We start from the raw sequence: 20,526 nt of genomic DNA, 5'->3' as shown, positions 1-20,526 counted from the left end.
GGAGTTGTATACATGCCTGAATTTGATAAGAAACAGTGGTTTTTATATCCTGTTTATGTATTGGCATTTTTTGTGTTTGTGCTCATTTCAATTCTCTGTTATTTTCATTTAATTATGGGGATAGCTGCTTTTGTCATTTTTTGTATCGTATTCTTTATCGTTATACGATTTGAACTTAATTTTCAAAGGAATTTCGAAAAGCATACGACAGATATGATTACAAGAGTAAAGAAAGTAAGTAATGAAGCATTTAACCAAATGCCGATTGGTATTTTGTTATACAATAAGGATTATGGGATTGATTGGGCAAATCCTTATTTATCTTCATGTCTGGGACAGCATGCATTAGCTGGATGGCACCTTTACGATGTATCAGAAACATTACTTCTTTTCATTAAAGGAGAAACTTCTGATGATATAGTCTCTTTAAATAATCGAAAGTTTCGCGTTTTTGTAAGGAAAGAAGAAAAGTTAATTTATTTCTTTGATGTAACGGAACAAACAGAAATCGAAAAGATGTACGAGGATCAAAGGACTGTTTTAGCTGTCATCTATTTGGATAATTATGATGAAGTTACACAAGGATTAGATGATCAATTACGTACGAATATAACAAGTCTTGTGACATCGCGACTAAATGAATGGGCACTTAAGTATGGGGCGTATTTAAAACGTGCATCTTCAGAAAGATTCTTCGTTGTGCTAAATGAAAGTATTTTGACGCAGATGGAAAAAGGGAAATTTAGCATTTTAGATCAGGTACGTGAAGAAACATCTAAAAGGAATATACCACTTACATTAAGTGTGGGTGTCGGATCAGGTGATTTACCTTTATCAGAGCTTGGAGCAATGGCTCAATCTGGTTTAGATCTTGCGCTTGGGCGTGGGGGAGACCAAGTAGCTATTAAACAAGCGACAGGTAAAGTTAAGTTCTATGGAGGTAAGACAAATCCGGTTGAAAAACGTACCCGTGTACGCGCTAGGGTCATTTCGCATGCGTTAAAGGATTTAGTATTAGAAAGTAGTAATGTCATTATTATGGGGCATAGGGCTCCCGATATGGACGCAATTGGTGCTGCGATTGGTATTTTAAAAGTTGCTCAATTAAATGAGCGTAAAGGATATATTGTGTTAGATGAAAATGATTCCGATAAAGGAATTAAGCGCTTGATGGACAAAGTGAAACAAAATGAGGAGTTATGGTCTCATTTTATTACTCCAGAGCAAGCGATGGAATTTGCAAATGATGAGTCGTTACTTGTTGTTGTCGATACGCATAAACCTTCTATGGTGATGGAGCAAAAACTGTTACATAAAATTGAAAATGTAGTAGTTATTGATCATCATCGCCGTGGAGAAGATTTTATTGAAGACCCATTGCTAGTTTATATGGAACCATATGCTTCTTCAACGGCAGAATTGGTTACAGAATTACTTGAGTATCAACCTAAAAATTTAAAGATGACAATGTTAGAAGCGACGGCATTGTTAGCGGGTATTATTGTCGACACGAAAAGTTTCACGTTCCGGACAGGGGCTCGTACATTTGATGCTGCTTCTTATCTGCGCTCACATGGTGCAGATACTGTACTTGTACAAGAACTTTTAAAGGAAGATATGGATCAGTATTTACGGGTTGCAAAAGCTATAAAAAATGCGTACATTTATAAAAATGGAATTGCGATTGCTAAAGTTGATAGTGATGATTACTACGATCAAGTGCTTATTGCGCAATCAGCAGACACGTTATTAACGATGACAGGGATTATTGCATCATTTGTTGTTGCAAAACGTGGCGAGAATCTCATTGGAATTAGCAGCAGATCTTTAGGTGAAGTGAATGTGCAGCTAATTATGGAAAACTTAGGCGGTGGCGGGCATTTGACGAATGCAGCCACACAAATGAAAAATGTTACAGTAGATGAAGCTGAGGAGAAGCTTCGATTTGTTATTGATGACTATTTACAGGGAGGCACACAATCATGAAAGTAATTTTTCTAAAAGACGTAAAAGGTAAAGGTAAAAAAGGAGAAGTAAAAAACGTACCGGATGGCTATGCAAATAACTTCTTACTAAAACAAGGATTAGCTGCTGAAGCAACAAATAGCAGTATGAAAACTTTAGAAGCTCAAAAGCGTAAAGAAGAAAAAGATGCAGCAGCAGAGCTTGAAAATGCAAAAGAGTTAAAAGAGACTTTAGAGAAATTAACTGTAGAATTAAAGGCGAAATCTGGAGAAGGTGGCCGTTTATTTGGTTCTATCACAAGTAAACAAATCGTGGATGCAATGCAAAAATCACACAAAATTAAGCTTGATAAACGTAAATTTGAAATGGACGATGCAATCCGCGCGTTAGGTTATACAAACGTTACTGTGAAATTGCATCCACAAGTAACAGCAACAGTAAAAGTTCATGTTAGTGAACAATAAAAATAAATTAAGCAAGGAGGATTGCGTATGAGTGATGTACTTGCTGATCGTACCCCTCCGCATAATATAGAGGCTGAGCAGGCGGTTTTAGGGGCCATATTGATTGATCAAGATGCGTTAACTTCAGCATCAGAGTTATTGGTACCTGATTCGTTCTATCGAACGAAACATCAAAAGATTTTTGAAGTCATGCTTGGGCTATCTGATAAGGGAGAGCCGATCGACTTAGTAATGATGACATCAGCAATGGCTGATCAAGGATTACTAGAAGAGGTTGGTGGGGTTTCTTACTTAGCAGAGTTAGCAGAAGTTGTGCCAACTGCAGCTAACGTAGAATATTACGCACGCATCATCGCTGAAAAGGCGCTTTTACGTCGTTTAATTCGCACGGCGACTCATATTGTATCGGATGGATACGAGAGAGAAGATGATGTGGATGGTCTTTTAAACGAGGCTGAGAAAAAAATATTAGAAGTATCCCATCAAACGAATGCAAAAGCATTCCAAAACATTAAAGATGTTCTTGTAGATGCTTATGACAAAATTGAACTTTTGCATAATCAAAAGGGTGAAGTTACTGGGATACCAACTGGGTTTACTGAATTAGATAAGATGACAGCAGGTTTCCAACGAAATGATTTAATTATCGTGGCAGCACGTCCATCAGTAGGGAAAACGGCATTTTCATTAAATATTGCACAAAACGTAGCGACGAAAACGGATGAAAATGTAGCGATTTTTAGTTTGGAGATGGGTGCTGATCAGCTTGTTATGCGTATGCTTTGTGCAGAAGGGAATATTGATGCACAAAGACTTCGTACTGGTTCATTAACTTCCGATGATTGGGCAAAATTAACAATGGCAATGGGGAGTCTCTCAAATGCTGGTATATATATTGATGATACACCAGGTATTAAAGTAAATGAGATTCGAGCAAAATGTCGTAGATTAAAGCAAGAACAAGGTCTTGGTATGATTTTGATTGACTATTTGCAGCTTATTCAAGGAAGTGGGAAATCAGGAGAAAACCGTCAGCAGGAAGTATCTGAGATTTCTCGTACCTTAAAAGGGATTGCACGTGAATTGCAAGTGCCTGTTATTGCTTTATCACAGTTATCTCGTGGTGTAGAATCTCGTCAAGATAAACGCCCGATGATGTCTGATATTCGTGAATCTGGAAGTATTGAGCAGGATGCCGATATTGTAGCTTTCCTATATCGTGAAGACTACTATGATCGAGAAACGGAAAATAAAAATACAATTGAAATTATTATTGCAAAACAGCGTAACGGTCCAGTAGGTTCAGTGGAACTTGCATTCGTCAAAGAGTTCAATAAGTTCGTTAACTTAGAACGTCGTTTTGAGGATGGACATGCTCCACCGGCATAAAGGCAGTATAAAAAAGAAACACATTTCTTATAATAAGATGTGTTTCTTTTTTTTTATAAGAAAGATAAGGCTTTCATAAGTTAAATATATAATTCTTACGAACGAAAAAGTTTTTTTGTGAAAAAATGTTCGCTTTTCGGTTGACTTCTTTTTCGGTTTTGGTACAATTATATTGTTTGAATAGATCGTTTGAAAATTGCGGAGGTGCTTTAATAATGTCTTCAGTAGTAGTTGTAGGAACACAATGGGGCGACGAAGGAAAAGGTAAAATCACTGATTTTCTTTCTGAGCATGCGGAAGTAGTTGCAAGATATCAAGGTGGAAATAACGCGGGACATACAATTGTTTTCGGCGGAGTTAAATATAAATTACACTTAATTCCATCTGGTATTTTCTATAAAGAGAAAATTTGTGTAATCGGAAACGGATTAGTAGTAGATCCAAAAGCATTACTTGAAGAGTTAAAATACTTACACGATCGTGGTGTAAGTACTGATAATTTACGTGTAAGTAACCGTGCACACGTTATTTTACCTTACCACTTAAAACAAGATGAGTTAGAAGAAGCAAGTAAAGGTGATAACAAAATCGGTACAACGAAAAAAGGTATCGGTCCTGCATATATGGATAAAGCTGCTCGCATTGGTATTCGTATGGCTGATCTTTTAGACCGTGAAGCATTTAAAGAGAAGCTTGAGCGCAATTTAGTAGAAAAAAATCGTTTATTTGAAAAAATGTATGATACAGAAGGTTTCACTGTAGAAGAAATTTTCGAAGAGTACTTCGAGTACGGGCAACAAATCGCGCAATATGTATGTGATACGTCTGTTGTATTAAATGATGCATTAGATAATAATCACCGTGTATTATTTGAAGGTGCACAAGGTGTTATGCTTGATATTGACCATGGTACGTACCCATTCGTTACATCTTCTAACCCAATTGCTGGTGGTGTAACAGTTGGAACTGGAGTTGGTCCTGCGAAAGTTACTCGCGTTGTAGGTGTATGTAAAGCATATACAAGCCGCGTTGGTGATGGTCCATTCCCTACTGAGCTTCATGATGAAATTGGTCATCAAATTCGTGAAGTTGGTCGCGAGTATGGAACGACAACTGGTCGTCCACGCCGCGTAGGTTGGTTCGATAGCGTTGTTGTAAGACATGCACGTCGTGTTAGTGGTTTAACGGATCTATCATTAAATTCTATCGACGTTTTAACAGGTATTCCAACTCTTAAAATTTGTGTTGCTTACAAATACAATGGCGAAGTTATTGATGAAGTTCCAGCTAACTTAAACATTTTAGCAAAATGTGAGCCTGTATATGAAGAGCTTCCAGGTTGGGAAGAAGATATTACTGGTGTAAAATCATTAGATGAACTTCCTGAAAATGCACGAAAATACGTAGAACGTGTTTCTGAGTTAACAGGAATTCAAATATCTATGTTCTCAGTTGGACCAGATCGTAACCAAACAAATATTGTTCGTAACGTATACGAAGCTTAATTAATATTTTTTAGAAAAAACTCATGTCCGCATGAGTTTTTTCTTATTATTTTATAAAAAACGAAAAAAAGTATTGCAATAAATACAGAATACATGTTATGATACATCTTGTCGTCACGAAAATATGACGTTGGTGAGTATGAGCCATTAGCTCAGTTGGTAGAGCATCTGACTTTTAATCAGAGGGTCGAAGGTTCGAGTCCTTCATGGCTCACCATTTTATTTTTCGTGGCCCGTTGGTCAAGTGGTTAAGACACCGCCCTTTCACGGCGGTAACACGGGTTCGAATCCCGTACGGGTCATGTTTTTTTTTTGCTTATTTTTGGTCCCGTGGTGTAGTGGTTAACATGCCTGCCTGTCACGCAGGAGATCGCCGGTTCGACCCCGGTCGGGACCGCCACTTTTGTTTATACCACCATTAGTGGTTTTATATATAGTTTTGGCTCGGTAGCTCAGTCGGTAGAGCAGAGGACTGAAAATCCTCGTGTCGGCGGTTCGATTCCGTCCCGAGCCACTCTCAGGATATTAAGTGGGCCCACTTAATATCCTTTTTATTTATGTAATTTTACAAAACTGAGTAGTTATTTTAAAATAGAACGAGGAGCCTCTAGCAGTTGAAGCTAGAGGTTTTTCTATAGATCGTATAGGATGCCGTGTAAAAGTGGATCATACATGAGTCTATGAGAATAGAGGAGAAAATACTTAAACAAAGGATGCGGTCATATAGGACATACTATGTAAACATCAATATGTTTAGGGATTATTGACCATATTTTTATAAGGAGGAAATAGACGATGATGGGAAAGAAAATTTTAGTAGTTGATGATGAAAAGCCGATTGCAGATATTTTGAAGTTTAACCTAGAAAAAGAAGGTTTTGAAATAGTAATGGCGCATGATGGTGATGAAGCAATTGAAAAGGCTAATGAAGAACAACCAGATATGGTTTTATTAGATATTATGCTACCAGGTAAAGATGGCTTAGAGGTTTGCCGTGAAATACGTAAAAGTTCAGAAATGCCGATTATTATGCTTACAGCAAAGGACTCTGAGATTGATAAAGTATTAGGGCTTGAGCTTGGGGCAGATGATTATGTAACGAAGCCATTTAGTACGAGGGAATTACTTGCTCGTGTGAAGGCGAATTTACGCCGTCATCAACAAGGTGGTGCTGCAGAAAAAGAGGAAAATACAGAAATGGTTATTGGACCAATTGTAATTAATCCAAATGCATATAGTGTAACGAAGCGAGAGGAAAACATCGAGCTTACGCACCGTGAATTTGAGTTGCTACATTATTTAGCGAAACATTTGGGACAAGTTATGACACGCGAACATTTATTACAAACAGTTTGGGGTTATGACTATTTTGGAGATGTGCGCACAGTAGACGTAACAGTACGTCGTTTGCGTGAAAAAATTGAAGATAATCCAAGCCATCCTACTTTAATTGTAACTAGACGTGGAGTAGGGTATTACTTGCGTGACCCAGAGCAGGAATAGTATATGAAGAAAGTTGGTTTTTTTCAATCTATTCATTTAAAATTTGTGCTTATATATATGCTATTAATATTAATAGCGATGCAAGTTATTGGAGTGTATTTCGTAAGGGAATTAGAGAAGAGCCTAGTACAAGGTTTTAGGGATTCTTTAACGCAGCAAACAAACTTATTATCATATAATTTGAAGCAAGAGTTTAAAAAAAGTTATACAAAAGCAGAAACAGAGTCAACAGATGAAACGATTAAAACTTCAATTCGAAAATTTGCCTCTGATCAGAAGAAAGTTATACAAGAGGTAAGCGTATTTGATTCGCATAGAAAGTTACTGGCTATTTCAGATGAATCAAAGCAGAATAAGGTGAATCGAACATCAACTGATATAGCTGTTCAGCGAGTGTTAGTACAAAAAAAGCCGGAAGTGAAAATTGAGAAGGATGGTAGTACAGGTCATCGTGTTCAAGTTATGCTTACTCCGATTCTAGATGATAACGGTAAGGATGCGCTTGGTGTTATTTACATTGTGGCATCTATGGAAGATGTATATAAACAAATGAAGGATATAAACCAAATTTTTGCTACTGGAACAGTAATTGCTTTATTAGTAACGGCCGTACTTGGAATTTTATTGGCTCAAACAATTACAAGACCAATTTCAGATATGCGGAGACAAGCAATCGAAATGGCAAAAGGAAATTATTCGAGAAAAGTAAAAGTGCATAGCCATGATGAAATTGGACAACTGGCATTATCCTTCAATAATTTATCAAAAAAATTACAACAAGCTCGTTCTTCTACGGAAAGTGAAAGGCGTAAATTATCATCTGTTTTATCACATATGACAGATGGAGTAATTGCTACTGACCGAAAAGGGGATATTATTTTACTAAATGACCCTGCGGAAAAGATGTTAAATGTTTCTCGTGAAACAGCGCTCGATCAATCTGTTTTAGAGGTATTAGGGATACAGGAAGAATTTACGCTCGATCATTTATATGAAGAGCCAGATTCTGTTTTATTAGATTTTAGTACGAGAAACGAACCATATATTTTACGTGCTAGCTTCTCTGTTATTCAAAAAGAAACAGGGAAGGCAAATGGCTTAATTGCTGTACTATATGATGTAACAGAGCAGGAGCGTATAGAACGGGAACGCCGTGAGTTTGTGGCGAATGTCTCTCATGAATTAAGGACGCCATTAACGACGATGCGCAGTTATTTAGAGGCACTTACAGATGGAGCGTGGCAGGATCCGAATATTGCACCACAATTTTTAACGGTTACACAAGAAGAAACAGAAAGAATGATTAGACTTGTAAATGCGTTGTTACAGCTATCTAAACTTGATAGTACAGAGCACCGTTTAATGAAAGAATGGGTCGACTTTACTGATTTCTTTAATAATGTTATTGATCGCTTTGAAATGTCTAAAGAGCAAAATGTAAGTTTCAAACGATCTTTCTCTAAAAAATCTAGGTTTATTGATATGGATACTGACAAAATTACTCAAGTGCTGTATAACATTATTTCTAACGCATTAAAGTATTCACCAGAAGGTGGAACAGTAACATATCGTTTACGTGATCGCGGTGATTTATTAGAAATTAGCGTAAGTGACCAAGGAATGGGTATTCCAAAAGAAAACGTTGATAAAATCTTTGAACGTTTTTATCGCGTAGATAAAGCTCGTTCAAGACAAATGGGTGGTACGGGACTTGGATTAGCAATTGCAAAAGAAATGATTGAGGCACATGGTGGCTCTATTTGGGCGAAGAGTGAAGAAGGAAAAGGGACAACTATTTATTTCACGTTACCAATGGCAGCAGATGAAGAGGACGATTGGGAATGAGTATGGAAAACTTTAAAACAATAGTTTTAATTAACCTAGTTGTAATTAGCCTATTTCTTACTTTTAACCTATGGACGTATGTGCCAGATTCTACATCCATGCAAAACGCGAAATTTGTACAGGGGAATGAAGGAATGAACCAAACTAAAATTTCCGATGTTGTCCGTCCTACTTCTATCATCGTGCATAAAGATAAAAATCATTATGGGAGCAGAAGAGAGGCAGATATAGAATCAATCTATAAGCCTCTGGAAGTAGGGGAACTACATGGTTTTAGAGAGATATCAATCACTAAGGGTGATTTCCTTTCATATGTGCATGGTGAAGGGAAAGTTGAACTGGTTTTCCCTACCGACATCCCATTTGATGCAGTTAAATCCATGTTTAACATGAAAGAGAAGAGTACAGATAAGCCTAAACACTTTAATCGTATTCTCCTCGATCCTTCTCGAAGTAAGGATCAAGAAATTAAAATTAACTTTGTTTCTGATGGTGATAACTTTAAAATATATGAGGCAAAACTAAGTGGTGTGTATTTAAAAGATATTGTAAATGCCCAAAATCAATTTATAGTATCAGCAAAGCCTTATTTTGATTATCAACTCAATGATATGAAAAAGTTATTTTTACCAGATGGAACGACAGAGTTAAACAATATAACATATATTTCATCTAATTTAGCAGTTGATACGTTTAAGAATGCTCTGTTTAGTGATCCTCGTTATTTAAGTCCGATTACCGAGATGTCGAAAGAAACATTTACAGATGGTATTAGATCCATGGAAATTGAAAACGATCGTCACATGCTAAAGTATAAAAACTCTTCTGTCTTAACTGAGAAAACGATAGATAATTTAATGCTTTTACAAAAAAGCTTTGAATTCGTAAGTGGTCACAGTGGGAGTTTGGATTCATATCGTTTGGACTATATGAATAAAGGAGAGACAGTATTTCGTTTAAATGAAGATGGATATTCAGTATTCAATGAAGATGGATTAGCTGAATTGAGACAAATATGGGGATCAGAAGAAGTAATGGAATATGAAAGACCGCTGCTGTCTTTAAATACTAAAGGTATAGAACAGAAGGTTACTCTTCCGTCAGGGCATGTTGTAATAGCATCCCTAGAAAATAATCCAGAGATAAAGAAACAAGTAATTAAGGATATTGGCATTGGATACAAGTTATCACTAGATGGGCAAGTAGTTCGACTACAACCAATTTGGTATGTAAAGCTTGTTGAAGGTGAAACAGGTAAACAGAAAATCTATGAGTGGAGTGAGGGAGGACTAAATGGATTGGGATCGGATTAAAACCATATTTATTGTGACCTTTTTTGTTTTGGACCTCTTTCTCATTTTTCAATTCATTCAAAAGCAAGATAGTAATCAATTGGAGCTTATTGCAGAAACAAAGATAGATCAAGAATTAAAAGCAAACAAAATTACTATGGGGAATATCCCTAAAGAACCGAAAAAAGAGTCGTTTATTAGAGCGGAAAATAAAGCCTTTAAAGAAGAAGATATACAGTCTTTGAAAAATCAAACGGTGCATATACAAAATATGTATAAGATAGAAAGTAAGCTAAAAGAGCCTTTTTTAAATACGAAATCATTATCAAAAGATAAGTATAATGAATTTTTGAAGAACTATGTATTAGATGGACAAAAGTATGAATTTGGAGCGGTGAAAGACTCTAAAATTTATTTCTTTCAAAAATATAAAGATAAGCCTATTTTCTATAATAATCAGGCGATGATTGTTGTGGAATTAAATGAAAAAAATGAACTTGTTTCATATACGCAGACAATGCTAACTGATTTAAAAGAAATGGGCGAAGGTGAAAAAACGAAAGACCAAGAAATTATTACGGCTCAAACAGCTTTAGAAAATTTGTATTTAAAAAATAAAATTCATGGAAATACGCATGTTAAAGAAGCACAAATTGGTTATGCCACTCTTACCGCATCTACTTCTAATAACCAAGTACTTGCTCCAACGTGGAATTTAAAAACGGAGCAGAAGCAGGACTTCTTTGTGAATGCAATTGAAGGACAAGTTATGGAATTAGGGGAAAAGGAAAATCAAGTGGTGGATGAACATACTGGAGTGAGAAAGAATGGGGTTGCATTTTAGCGTACTTGCAAGTGGAAGTACAGGAAATATGCTATACGTAGGAACCGATGAAAAAAAATTACTAGTCGACGCAGGTTTAAGTGGTAAGGCAACAGAGGCTTTATTTAAACAGGCAGAACTGAATATAAATGATGTATCAGGTATTCTTGTAACGCATGAGCATAGTGATCATATTAAAGGATTAGGTGTATTGGCACGTAAATATGATCTACCTGTTTATGCGAATGAGAAAACATGGAATGCAATGGAACATTTAATAGGAAATATCCCAACTGAGCAAAAGTTCATTTTCTCAGTTGGGGATGTGAAAACATTTGGTGATATTGAAGTCGAGTCATTTGGAGTTTCTCATGATGCAGCAGAACCGATGTTTTATGCTTTCCATAACAATAATAGAAAATTAGCACTTATTACAGATACGGGATACGTAAGCGACCGTATGAAGGGCGTTATTAAGGGAGCTAATGCTTTCGTATTTGAAAGTAATCATGACGTAGAAATGCTTCGTATGGGACGTTATCCATGGAGCATTAAACGACGTATTTTAAGTGACGTTGGGCATGTTTGTAATGAGGATGCTGCATTAGCGATGGCAGATGTAATTACAGATGAGACAAAGCATATTTATTTAGCCCATTTAAGCTTAGATAATAACATGAAAGAACTAGCGCGTATGTCAGTATCACAAGTATTAGAGGAAAAAGGATTTGGAGTGGGTGAATCCTTTGAAATTCACGATACAGATCCAAAAATGCCTACAAAAATTCAATACGTATAATTCTTCATTTTAGTAAACAATAAAGGTGAATATAGTTGTTTTCAGGAAGATAGGTGAACAAATATGTCCTTTATTGATGAAGAAAATTATCGTATGAAACGTGCAGGAAAAAAGAAGCACAAAGGTATAGTTCTTTCTAGTATAGCGGGAACAATTGTAGGAGCTTCTTTATTTGCGTTTGGAGCGCCTTTATTTTCAAATTCTGCTGATACGCTTCCGCAAGCTGAAGCAAGCGGAAGTAATATGGCGGAAGCTCAAGGGATTAAACAGATTAGCTTTGTAGATGCTGTTGATCGTGCATCTGAAGCTGTTGTGGGTGTTATTAACATTCAACGAGATAACTTTTCAGAGGCAGATTCAGAGGCCGGTACAGGATCAGGAGTAATTTATAAAAAGACAGATGGTCAAGCTTATATTGTAACGAATAATCATGTTGTAGCTGGAGCGAATCGTATTGAAGTAAGTCTAAGTGACGGTAAGAAGGTTCCTGGAAAAGTATTAGGAACCGATGTAGTCACAGACTTAGCAGTATTAGAAATAGATGCAAAGCATGTGAAAAAAATAATTGAAATTGGCGATTCTAATACTGTTCGTAGAGGAGAGCCAGTCATTGCGATTGGAAACCCACTTGGGCTGCAATTTTCTGGAACAGTTACACAAGGTATTATTTCAGCTAATGAACGTATTGTCCCTGTAGATTTAGATCAAGATGGACATTATGATTGGCAAGTAGAAGTGTTACAAACAGACGCAGCGATTAATCCGGGTAATAGTGGCGGTGCACTTGTAAATGCAGCAGGACAATTAATTGGTATTAATTCAATGAAAATTGCTGCAAAAGAAGTAGAAGGAATTGGCCTTGCTATTCCGGTGAATAGAGCTGTTCCGATTATGAATGAACTTGAGAAGTATGGAAAAGTAAGAAGACCGTATGTTGGGATTGAACTTAGGTCATTAAATGAAATTCCAAACTATTATTGGTCAAAAACATTACATTTACCAGGTACTGTAACAGAGGGAGTTTGTATTTTGGATGTGAAAAGTCCTTCGCCAGGTGCGGATGCTGGTTTAAGAGAACATGATGTTATTGTGGCGGTAGATGGAAAACCGATTCGCGATATTATTGGATTCCGTACGGCCTTATATGATAAGGAAATTAATGATAAAATGACTCTTACGTTTTATCGTGGTACAAAAAGAGTAACAACAACAGTAAAATTAGGCATTCAAAAGTATTAAAAACAGGAGGGCCTACCTCCTGTTTTCTATTGTAGAAAAGTGAGGCGAAGAAAATGAATTTACCTTGTTGTTTAGAACATGTTGAATTAGCGTTAGATATTATTGTGGATGAGTGTGAAGTTGCGCCAGTTATCAACAATGTGGATAACTCAGAAAAAGAGAAAAAAACATGTGAATTTTGTCAAAATGAGGCGACATATGTTGTATCGAACACAGATTCTTACACAATATGTGGGTAGTATTTGTGGATATGTGGATAAGTTTTGTGGATAACATGTTTGTAAGGTGGAGGATGCGTGTGAATATCTCGATTATTTCAATTGGGAAATTAAAAGAAAAATATTTAAAACAAGGTATAGCAGAATACTTAAAACGATTATCTGCATACGCAAAAGTAGAAGTAATTGAATTGCCTGATGAAAAGGCGCCAGAAAATTTAAGTGAAGCAGAAATGTTAATTGTAAAAGAAAAAGAAGGTATACGTATACTGGATAAAATTTCTGATGACACGCATGTGATTGCATTAGCTATAGAAGGAAAGCAAAAGTCATCAGAAGAATTTGCGGTAAGTCTAGATCGCCTTGCTACATACGGAAAGAGTAAAGTCGCATTTGTAATTGGTGGCTCACTTGGACTAAGCTCAGAAGTGATGAAGCGTTCAAATGAATCACTTTCTTTTTCAAAGATGACATTACCACACCAATTAATGCGATTAGTGTTGCTTGAGCAAGTGTATAGAGCGTTTCGGATTAATCGTGGGGAACCGTATCATAAGTAATGTATTTATGTAAAACACTGATATTATCATATTTATTTTATTATGCCTATAACTGGAGGCTATGTGAATGGTAAGTGATCAGACGAGATATTCTAGGCTCGCAAATATAACAAAAATAATAAATACAAAATTAGAACTACGTGAAGTATTGCAGCGTGTGACAATGGCAATATCAGAGGAAATTGTTAGGTGCGATGCTGTTGGAATTTATTTACCCCAGGAAGATGGAACATTTAGAGGGTTTGCAGGAAAACCAGAGACTATAAACGGCGTAACGCTTGATACTCAAGTAATTGATCCTGAAATAGACTTACTGGCAAAAGAAGTTATTAAAACGAAAAAAACCATCTATATTCCTGATACCTCAAAGGATCATCGACCGGATCCGAGACCGGTTGATGCATTCAAAATTAAGTCCTTATTAGCTCTGCCTATCTCATTTGGGCAAGAGTTATTTGGTCTGGTTTTTTTATTTGATTATGGAATTCCGATGAACTTAACAGATTCAGAAATTCAAAGTGTTGAAGCTTATGTAAATATGGCTGCGGTTGCAATCCAAAACGCAAATAATTTAAAACAAAAGGAAAGCCTTATTGCTGAGAAGCAGCTATTATTAAATGTTACACGTGATTTATCAATGTGTTCCTCGATACAGGAGAGTTTTGATAAATGCTTTTTTTACTTAGAACAGATTTTAGAAAGTAAAAATATGACTGCCCATCTTCTAGATCCGCTAGACAAAACAACAATCAAAACAACGAAATTAAGTAAGGGCTGTGATTGGACAGAAGCGGATTGGACAGAGAAAAGCTATGAAGCCAAGATCCAAGAGGTTATTCAAACAAAAAATATAGATAGTAAGGGTCTATTGATGATTCCATTGGTTTCAATGGGAGAAGTATTAGGGGTAATCGTCGTTGGCAAAGAAGGAAAAGTTCACAATTATGATCATTCTCAACTTCAACTAGCAAAATCTATCGTTGATGCCACAGCCCCTACGTTTTCGAATTTGTTATATATGGATCAACTAGAAAGCATAGTGGAAGAGCGAACGAGAGAGTTAGCTGCTGCTAATGAAAAAGTTACAAGTGTGATTGAATGCATTACGGATGGATTTTTTATTTTAAATAATAAATGGGAATTTACGTACGTAAATAAGCACCAATATTTTCCGCAAAGAAAAACAGCAAAAGATGTATTAGGAAAGAATATATGGGATGTTTTCCCGAGTGAAATCGACACAATTATGTATGAGGAATTTCATCGTGCGATGTCAGAGCGAACTACAGTTCATTTCGAATTTCTTTCTACTGCAGATGAATATTGGCACGAAGTTATTGCATACCCATATGATGATGGTATTTGTTGTATTTTTAAAAACATAACGGAAAAAAAGAAATATGAACAGGAATTGAAAAGATTATCCAACATAGATTTAATAGGGCAAATGGCAGCAGGTATCAGCCATGAAATTAGAAATCCAATGACAACAGTACTAGGATTCTTACAGTTATTAAAAGAAGAGAATATCTATGAGAAACATAATAAGTACTTTCATTTAATGATTGAAGAACTTAACCGTGCCAATTCTATTATTACTGAATTTCTCTCAATGGGTAATACAAGGAAATTAGATTTGCAGATGTTAGATTTAAATTCAATTATCCGCGATATTATTCCTTTAATAAAGGTTGATACGCATAATCAAAATAAATATATTCAAGTCGATACAAATGACATTCCGGAATTACTTTTAAATCGTAATGAGATAAGGCAATTATTAATGAATCTATATCGTAATGGTTTAGAAGCGATGAGTACAGGGAAAGTTCTAACCATTAGCACTTACAAAGAAGGTCAAAATTGTGTGGTGCTTGCAGTGCGGGATCAAGGAAAAGGTATCAGGCCTGAAGTATTAGAGAAATTGGGTACGCCATTTTACACGACCAAAGAGAATGGAACTGGATTGGGGTTAGGTATATGTTATGCCATTGCTGCTCGCCATAATGCAAAAGTAGAAATTCAAACAGGATCGGAAGGCACTACTTTTTTTGTTAAATTTGATTATAAAAATAATAAAAAATAAGCTTATTTAGAATAGTTATGATGAACCGTATCATAAATAAATTTATTCTTTGCATATAAAAGGATAAAAAGACCATTGGACAAAAATTACCGATGGTCTTTTAAATATTATTAGATGGTATGTAGATTTCCTAAAATAAGTATGTTTCTATTTCCATAAAAATATGCTGTAATATGAAGAGGAAAAAGTATAAGTAGTTAGAGAAGTGAGGAATTAAAGGTGAAGAAGTTTAAGAAGTTTTACTTGGAGATTACGAGTGTATGTAATCTTGCGTGTAGCTTTTGTCCGCCGACGGAAAGGCAGAAGCAATTCATTTCTGTGGAGGATTTTGCTAAAAGATTAGACCAAATTAAACCTCACACAGACTACATTTATTTGCACGTGAAGGGTGAGCCGTTGCTCCACCCGAAAATAGATCAACTATTAGACTTAAGTCATGAAAAAGGGTTTAAAGTTAATATTACAACGAACGGAACGTTAATTAATAAGAGAAGACATAGGCTGTTAAATAAACCTGCGTTAAGACAAATGAATTTTTCACTGCATAGTTTTGATGGACATCCAGGTTCGCAAGATAAAGAGGGCTATGTAAGGAGTATACTTTCCTTCATTAGGGAAGCGACAAGTCAATCAGATTTAATTGTATCGTTAAGGTTATGGAATTTAACTCAGGATAATAAAACAAATGCTGAAATCCAGAAAAATAGAGAGTTATTATCTATAATTGAAAATGAATTTGATCTATCTTATCAAATTGAAGAGAAGCTTACACCAGGAAAAGGTATAAAAATTGCAGAACGTGTCTTTATTAATCAAGACTATGAATTCCAGTGGCCAGCATTACATGAAGAAGAGGATGATGGGAAAGGATTCTGTCATGGACTTCGTAATCAAGCGGGTATTTTAGCGAATGGAACAGTTATTCCTTGTTGTTTAGATGGTGAAGGGATTATTAACCTTGGGAATATTAATAATGATTCATTTTCTAACATTATCGAAGGTGAAAGAGCAACAAACATTGTCGATGGATTTTCGAAAAGAGTTGCGGTTGAAGAACTTTGCAGGAAATGTGGATATCGCAAACGGTTTGGGAAGTAAATATGAAATAAGCCCTCATAAAGCGAGGGCTTATTTTTTATACTTGATAAGAATGCTCTAATTTATCAAGTAATGAACCAACGTAAGAAACAGCTTTACGGATTGCATCTGGTTTTGACATATCTACTCCGGCATGTTTCATTGTACCACCAGCGATCAATAGCAGGTTGTCCTTCCTCTTTAATCATTTGAGCTACTGCAGTAGATGCAGTGTGTGCTGCCTTTTTTGTAGTATTTCTAGTAACGATTTAAGGAAAGGTTCAAGTTTTGTTTCTTCAGTTAAATATTTTTCAATTGTTCCTTCGCCGAATATGAGGATTTCATTATGAATAAAGGATAGTGCAGTATGTACTTTCGTCCATAAAGCAGAAATTTTGGAAGAGTTCGCTTGAATACTTGGATTTGTACGATCAGTAGATTCTTTTAAATTTGCATATGAGTACAGTTTTGTTAACGTCATTAAAAGCTCTTCTTCTAAAAGTAGGCAATTTAATAAAGTGTGGGAGCTAGTATGTAAATGCCCTTTAAATGAATCAAGTTTCTGTATATCATTTTCCAATGCGTTTAATGCAGTATGCCATTCGGCATCAGAATTATACAAATCGGATAAATTCCATGTTAGTTCAGCAGGTACCTCTGCGCGATTAAGACGATTTTCTATTACATTTTTCAAGTCGTATATCCTCCTTATTAAGACTATCTAAAAATATAATGATAGAAAATTCGGTTAAATTAAAATATTTTTCATTTTTATATACAAAAAAGAAGGACAAGCATGAAAATGCTTGTCCTTCGAGTTAATTTAAGAATTAATATACTTTGTCACCATTGAAAATCGAGTTTTTCACGACAACATAATCTACAGTACGAATAGCATCTAATTTTGTTCCACCAGCGTAAGAGATAGAAGATTGAAGATCTTGTTCCATTTCGATTAACGTATCTTCTAAAGAACCTTTATGCTCAACGAACATTTTCTTACCTTCAACGTTTTTCTTCTCACCCTTTTGGAATTCAGAAGCAGAACCGAAGTATTCTTTATAAAGTTTTCCATCTCTTTCAATTGTTTCTCCCGGAGACTCTTCGTGACCAGCGAATAGAGAACCGATCATGACCATAGTTGCCCCAAAGCGAATAGATTTAGCTACGTCGCCGTGTGTACGAATACCACCATCAGCGATAATTGGCTTACTTGCAGCTTTTGCACACCAGCGAAGTGCAGCTAGCTGCCAACCACCAGTTCCGAAGCCTGTTTTAATTTTAGTAATACAAACTTTACCAGGTCCAATACCAACTTTTGTTGCATCGGCACCAGCATTTTCTAATTCTCTTACCGCTTCTGGAGTTCCAACGTTTCCAGCGATAACGAAGCTCTCTGGTAAATGTTTTTTAATATGTTGAATCATGTTGATCACAGCATTAGAATGACCGTGTGCGATATCAATCGTGATATATTCAGGTGTAAGTTGCTCAGCAGCTAATTGTTGTACGAATTCATATTCGTCCTCTTTTACACCAACGCTGATAGAAGCGATTAACCCACGTGATTGCATATCTCTAATGAATGAGATTCGTTTCTCTGGTTGGAAACGATGCATGATATAAAAGTAGTTGTTCTCAGCTAAATAAGTTGCAATTCTTTCATCAATAATCGTTTGCATATTTGCAGGCACGACAGGTAATTTAAATTTATGTTTTCCTAAAGTGACAGTTGTATCACATTCAGAGCGGCTATTTACAATACATTTTGCAGGAATTAATTGAATATCTTCATAGTCGAATACGTTTTCCATCATTTACACCCCTAAAATACGAATATTTTATTTTTATTAATTAAAAATGTTCGTCCATAGGATAATTTACATTATTTTTATTAACAAGTCAAAGGATTTCTTAACATTTTTTGAAAAAGTAGATTTTATATCTGGAAAACAACGTTAAAAACGAATTTAAAACGTTTTTTCGTTTGTATTGTTCGTTTATGAAAAAAGTTGAAAAATTAAGATAATTATACAAGGTTGTATGTATTCTTTTTATTTTTTTGAGTGGATATAGGATACTATGAAAAGGTTAATGCTAACAATACGAGCAAAAGATGTTATCAAGTAGTTGAACAATATATGAAATGAAAAGGTTTATTTCTATATAAAAAGATGAATCTGGCATGATTCACCTTTTATGTGAGGTTTCAAGTATAATAAGTAGGGTGATAGTAACGTATACAAAAGATAAAAAAGAAAATAATACAGAATAAAATGAGGTTAATATATGGGTAAAAAAAGTTTTTCTAATTATAAATTAAGTAAGGAAATTGTAAGGGCACTTACTGGGTTAGGATATGATCATCCAACAGAAGTACAAGGAGAGGTTATTCCAGTTGCATTACAAAAGAAGGATCTTGTTGTGAAGTCCCAGACTGGAAGTGGAAAAACCGCTTCATTTGGTATTCCACTTTGTGAAATGGTGGAGTGGGAAGAGAATAAACCACAAGCATTAGTTTTAGCACCAACGAGAGAGCTTGCAGTACAGGTAAAAGAAGATATTACAAATATAGGTCGATTCAAAAGGATTAAGGCTGCGGCAGTTTATGGGAAATCTCCATTTGCACGTCAAAAATTAGAATTAAAGCAAAAGACACATATTGTAGTTGGGACTCCTGGTCGTGTGTTGGATCATATTGAGAAGGGTACCCTTTCTTTAGAGTGCTTGAAGTATTTAGTTATTGATGAAGCAGATGAGATGCTAAATATGGGCTTTATCGATCAAGTAGAGGCAATTATTGATGAATTACCTACAAAAAGAATGACAATGTTATTTTCAGCAACACTTCCAGAAGATGTTGAGAAATTGTCTCGTACATATATGAATTCACCAACTCATATTGAAATTAAAGCAGCTGGGATTACGACGGATAAAATTGAACATACTCTTTTTGAGGTGATAGAAGATGAGAAGCTTTCACTACTTAAAGATGTAACAACGATTGAGAATCCTGATAGCTGTATTATTTTCTGTCGTACACAAGAAAATGTAGATCATGTATATAGACAATTAAAACGAGCTAACTATCCTTGTGACAAAATACATGGTGGTATGGTACAAGAAGATCGTTTTGAAGTCATGGATGATTTTAGAAAAGGAAAATTCCGTTATTTAGTAGCAACAGATGTAGCTGCGAGAGGAATAGATATTGATAATATTACACATGTTATTAATTATGATATTCCACTTGAAAAAGAAAGCTATGTACATCGTACCGGAAGAACGGGACGAGCTGGAAATAGTGGAAAAGCTATTACATTTATAACACCATATGAAAATAGATTTTTAGAAGAGATTGAGGAGTATATTGGATTTGAAATTCCAAAGGCGATTGGACCCTCAAAAGAAGAAGTTATGAAAGAGAAAGCTGCATTTGAAGAAAAGATACATGCTAAACCAATTATAAAGAAAGATAAAAATGCAGACATCAACAAAGGCATTATGAAGCTGTACTTTAATGGCGGGAAGAAAAAGAAAATTAGGGCGATAGATTTCGTCGGTACAATTGCTAAAATTAAAGGTGTTACAGCAGAAGATATAGGTATTATTACGATACAAGATAACGTTTCTTACGTTGAAATATTAAATGGAAAAGGACCACTTGTCTTGAAAGTCATGAAGACTACAACGATTAAAGGGAAACAACTAAAAGTTCATGAAGCAATTAAGTAAATAAAAAACTATCCACTTTAATAGGT

Annotated in this window: 17 protein-coding genes, 4 tRNA genes and 1 pseudogene; 19 read left to right on the top strand and 3 right to left on the bottom strand. The window is 35.5% G+C overall.

Features of this window, described 5'->3' with window-relative positions; all coding sequences use genetic code 11:
- The first annotated feature begins 12 nt into the window (after window positions 1–12).
- From BAQ53_RS25990 to BAQ53_RS25905, 18 genes are all read left to right on the top strand, one after another.
- The gene (locus tag BAQ53_RS25990) at window positions 13–1,986 is read left to right on the top strand and encodes a DHH family phosphoesterase (protein ID WP_001113785.1); all 1,974 of its coding nucleotides are present in this window, start codon (window positions 13–15) and stop codon (window positions 1,984–1,986) included.
- A complete protein-coding gene (gene rplI, locus BAQ53_RS25985) occupies window positions 1,983–2,429 on the top strand; it encodes a 50S ribosomal protein L9 (protein WP_000864228.1) in 447 nt (148 codons plus the stop codon). The genes BAQ53_RS25990 and rplI overlap by 4 nt, the downstream gene beginning before the upstream one ends.
- Before the next feature lie 27 nt (window positions 2,430–2,456).
- Window positions 2,457–3,818 (top strand): replicative DNA helicase, encoded by a 1,362-nt coding sequence (dnaB, locus tag BAQ53_RS25980; RefSeq protein ID WP_001286148.1) that lies wholly within the window; start codon window positions 2,457–2,459, stop codon window positions 3,816–3,818.
- 215 nt (window positions 3,819–4,033) lie between these two features.
- Window positions 4,034–5,323, top strand: coding sequence for an adenylosuccinate synthase (locus tag BAQ53_RS25975; RefSeq protein ID WP_000100238.1), 1,290 nt, complete (start codon window positions 4,034–4,036; stop codon window positions 5,321–5,323).
- 141 nt (window positions 5,324–5,464) lie between these two features.
- A tRNA-Lys gene (locus tag BAQ53_RS25970) sits at window positions 5,465–5,540 on the top strand.
- Window positions 5,541–5,553: 13 nt separating this feature from the next.
- A tRNA-Glu gene (locus BAQ53_RS25965) sits at window positions 5,554–5,625 on the top strand.
- A gap of 22 nt (window positions 5,626–5,647) precedes the next feature.
- A tRNA-Asp gene (locus tag BAQ53_RS25960) sits at window positions 5,648–5,723 on the top strand.
- Window positions 5,724–5,764: 41 nt separating this feature from the next.
- Window positions 5,765–5,837: transfer RNA gene (locus BAQ53_RS25955), tRNA-Phe, on the top strand.
- Window positions 5,838–6,118: 281 nt separating this feature from the next.
- The gene (gene walR, locus BAQ53_RS25950) at window positions 6,119–6,826 is read left to right on the top strand and encodes a cell wall metabolism DNA-binding response regulator WalR (RefSeq protein WP_000971865.1); all 708 of its coding nucleotides are present in this window, start codon (window positions 6,119–6,121) and stop codon (window positions 6,824–6,826) included.
- A 3-nt stretch (window positions 6,827–6,829) separates the two neighbouring features.
- Window positions 6,830–8,671 (top strand): cell wall metabolism sensor histidine kinase WalK, encoded by a 1,842-nt coding sequence (gene walK, locus BAQ53_RS25945; RefSeq protein WP_000755369.1) that lies wholly within the window; start codon window positions 6,830–6,832, stop codon window positions 8,669–8,671.
- Window positions 8,668–9,984: a YycH family regulatory protein gene (locus tag BAQ53_RS25940; protein ID WP_000061565.1), complete on the top strand. Its 1,317-nt coding sequence runs from the start codon at window positions 8,668–8,670 to the stop codon at window positions 9,982–9,984. The genes walK and BAQ53_RS25940 overlap by 4 nt, the downstream gene beginning before the upstream one ends.
- The gene (locus BAQ53_RS25935) at window positions 9,965–10,807 is read left to right on the top strand and encodes a two-component system regulatory protein YycI (protein WP_000383738.1); all 843 of its coding nucleotides are present in this window, start codon (window positions 9,965–9,967) and stop codon (window positions 10,805–10,807) included. The genes BAQ53_RS25940 and BAQ53_RS25935 overlap by 20 nt, the downstream gene beginning before the upstream one ends.
- Complete coding sequence (locus BAQ53_RS25930) at window positions 10,791–11,585, top strand: MBL fold metallo-hydrolase (protein ID WP_000522837.1); 795 nt, start codon at window positions 10,791–10,793, stop codon at window positions 11,583–11,585. The genes BAQ53_RS25935 and BAQ53_RS25930 overlap by 17 nt, the downstream gene beginning before the upstream one ends.
- A gap of 63 nt (window positions 11,586–11,648) precedes the next feature.
- Entirely contained in the window at window positions 11,649–12,824 is a 1,176-nt protein-coding gene (locus BAQ53_RS25925) for a S1C family serine protease (RefSeq protein ID WP_000008030.1), read from the top strand.
- Window positions 12,825–12,877: 53 nt separating this feature from the next.
- Window positions 12,878–13,063 carry a CxxH/CxxC protein gene (locus BAQ53_RS25920; RefSeq protein ID WP_208906411.1) on the top strand — a complete coding sequence of 62 codons (186 nt, stop codon included), beginning with the start codon at window positions 12,878–12,880 and terminating at the stop codon, window positions 13,061–13,063.
- Window positions 13,064–13,122: 59 nt separating this feature from the next.
- Window positions 13,123–13,602: a 23S rRNA (pseudouridine(1915)-N(3))-methyltransferase RlmH gene (gene rlmH, locus BAQ53_RS25915; RefSeq protein WP_001027003.1), complete on the top strand. Its 480-nt coding sequence runs from the start codon at window positions 13,123–13,125 to the stop codon at window positions 13,600–13,602.
- Between the two features lie 67 nt (window positions 13,603–13,669).
- Window positions 13,670–15,688: a GAF domain-containing sensor histidine kinase gene (locus BAQ53_RS25910; protein ID WP_000253123.1), complete on the top strand. Its 2,019-nt coding sequence runs from the start codon at window positions 13,670–13,672 to the stop codon at window positions 15,686–15,688.
- 219 nt (window positions 15,689–15,907) lie between these two features.
- A complete protein-coding gene (locus tag BAQ53_RS25905; protein WP_000713633.1) occupies window positions 15,908–16,786 on the top strand; it encodes a radical SAM/SPASM domain-containing protein in 879 nt (292 codons plus the stop codon).
- 37 nt (window positions 16,787–16,823) lie between these two features.
- On the opposite strand, the gene BAQ53_RS25900 is transcribed toward BAQ53_RS25905, so the two are convergent.
- The 3 genes and pseudogenes from BAQ53_RS25900 to guaC all read right to left on the bottom strand — a co-directional run bounded on the left by BAQ53_RS25900 (window position 16,824) and on the right by guaC (window position 18,579).
- Entirely contained in the window at window positions 16,824–16,928 is a 105-nt protein-coding gene (locus BAQ53_RS25900) for an oligoendopeptidase F (protein ID WP_230876865.1), read from the bottom strand.
- A gap of 66 nt (window positions 16,929–16,994) precedes the next feature.
- A pseudogene (locus BAQ53_RS25895) lies at window positions 16,995–17,459 on the bottom strand (oligoendopeptidase F); the annotation flags it as partial.
- Between the two features lie 136 nt (window positions 17,460–17,595).
- Complete coding sequence (gene guaC / locus BAQ53_RS25890) at window positions 17,596–18,579, bottom strand: GMP reductase (RefSeq protein ID WP_000432447.1); 984 nt, start codon at window positions 18,577–18,579, stop codon at window positions 17,596–17,598.
- Window positions 18,580–19,054: 475 nt separating this feature from the next.
- On the opposite strand from guaC, the gene BAQ53_RS25885 reads away from it, so the two are divergent.
- Window positions 19,055–20,500 carry a DEAD/DEAH box helicase gene (locus tag BAQ53_RS25885; protein WP_000516872.1) on the top strand — a complete coding sequence of 482 codons (1,446 nt, stop codon included), beginning with the start codon at window positions 19,055–19,057 and terminating at the stop codon, window positions 20,498–20,500.
- The last annotated feature ends 26 nt before the right edge of the window (window positions 20,501–20,526 follow it).

Origin of the sequence: Bacillus sp. B25(2016b), from assembly GCF_001679765.1 — a bacterium.
GTDB lineage: Bacteria > Bacillota > Bacilli > Bacillales > Bacillaceae_G > Bacillus_A > Bacillus_A thuringiensis_K.
The sequence above is the reverse complement of the archived record's forward strand: the minus strand, read 5'-3'. Positions and strand labels throughout refer to the sequence as shown.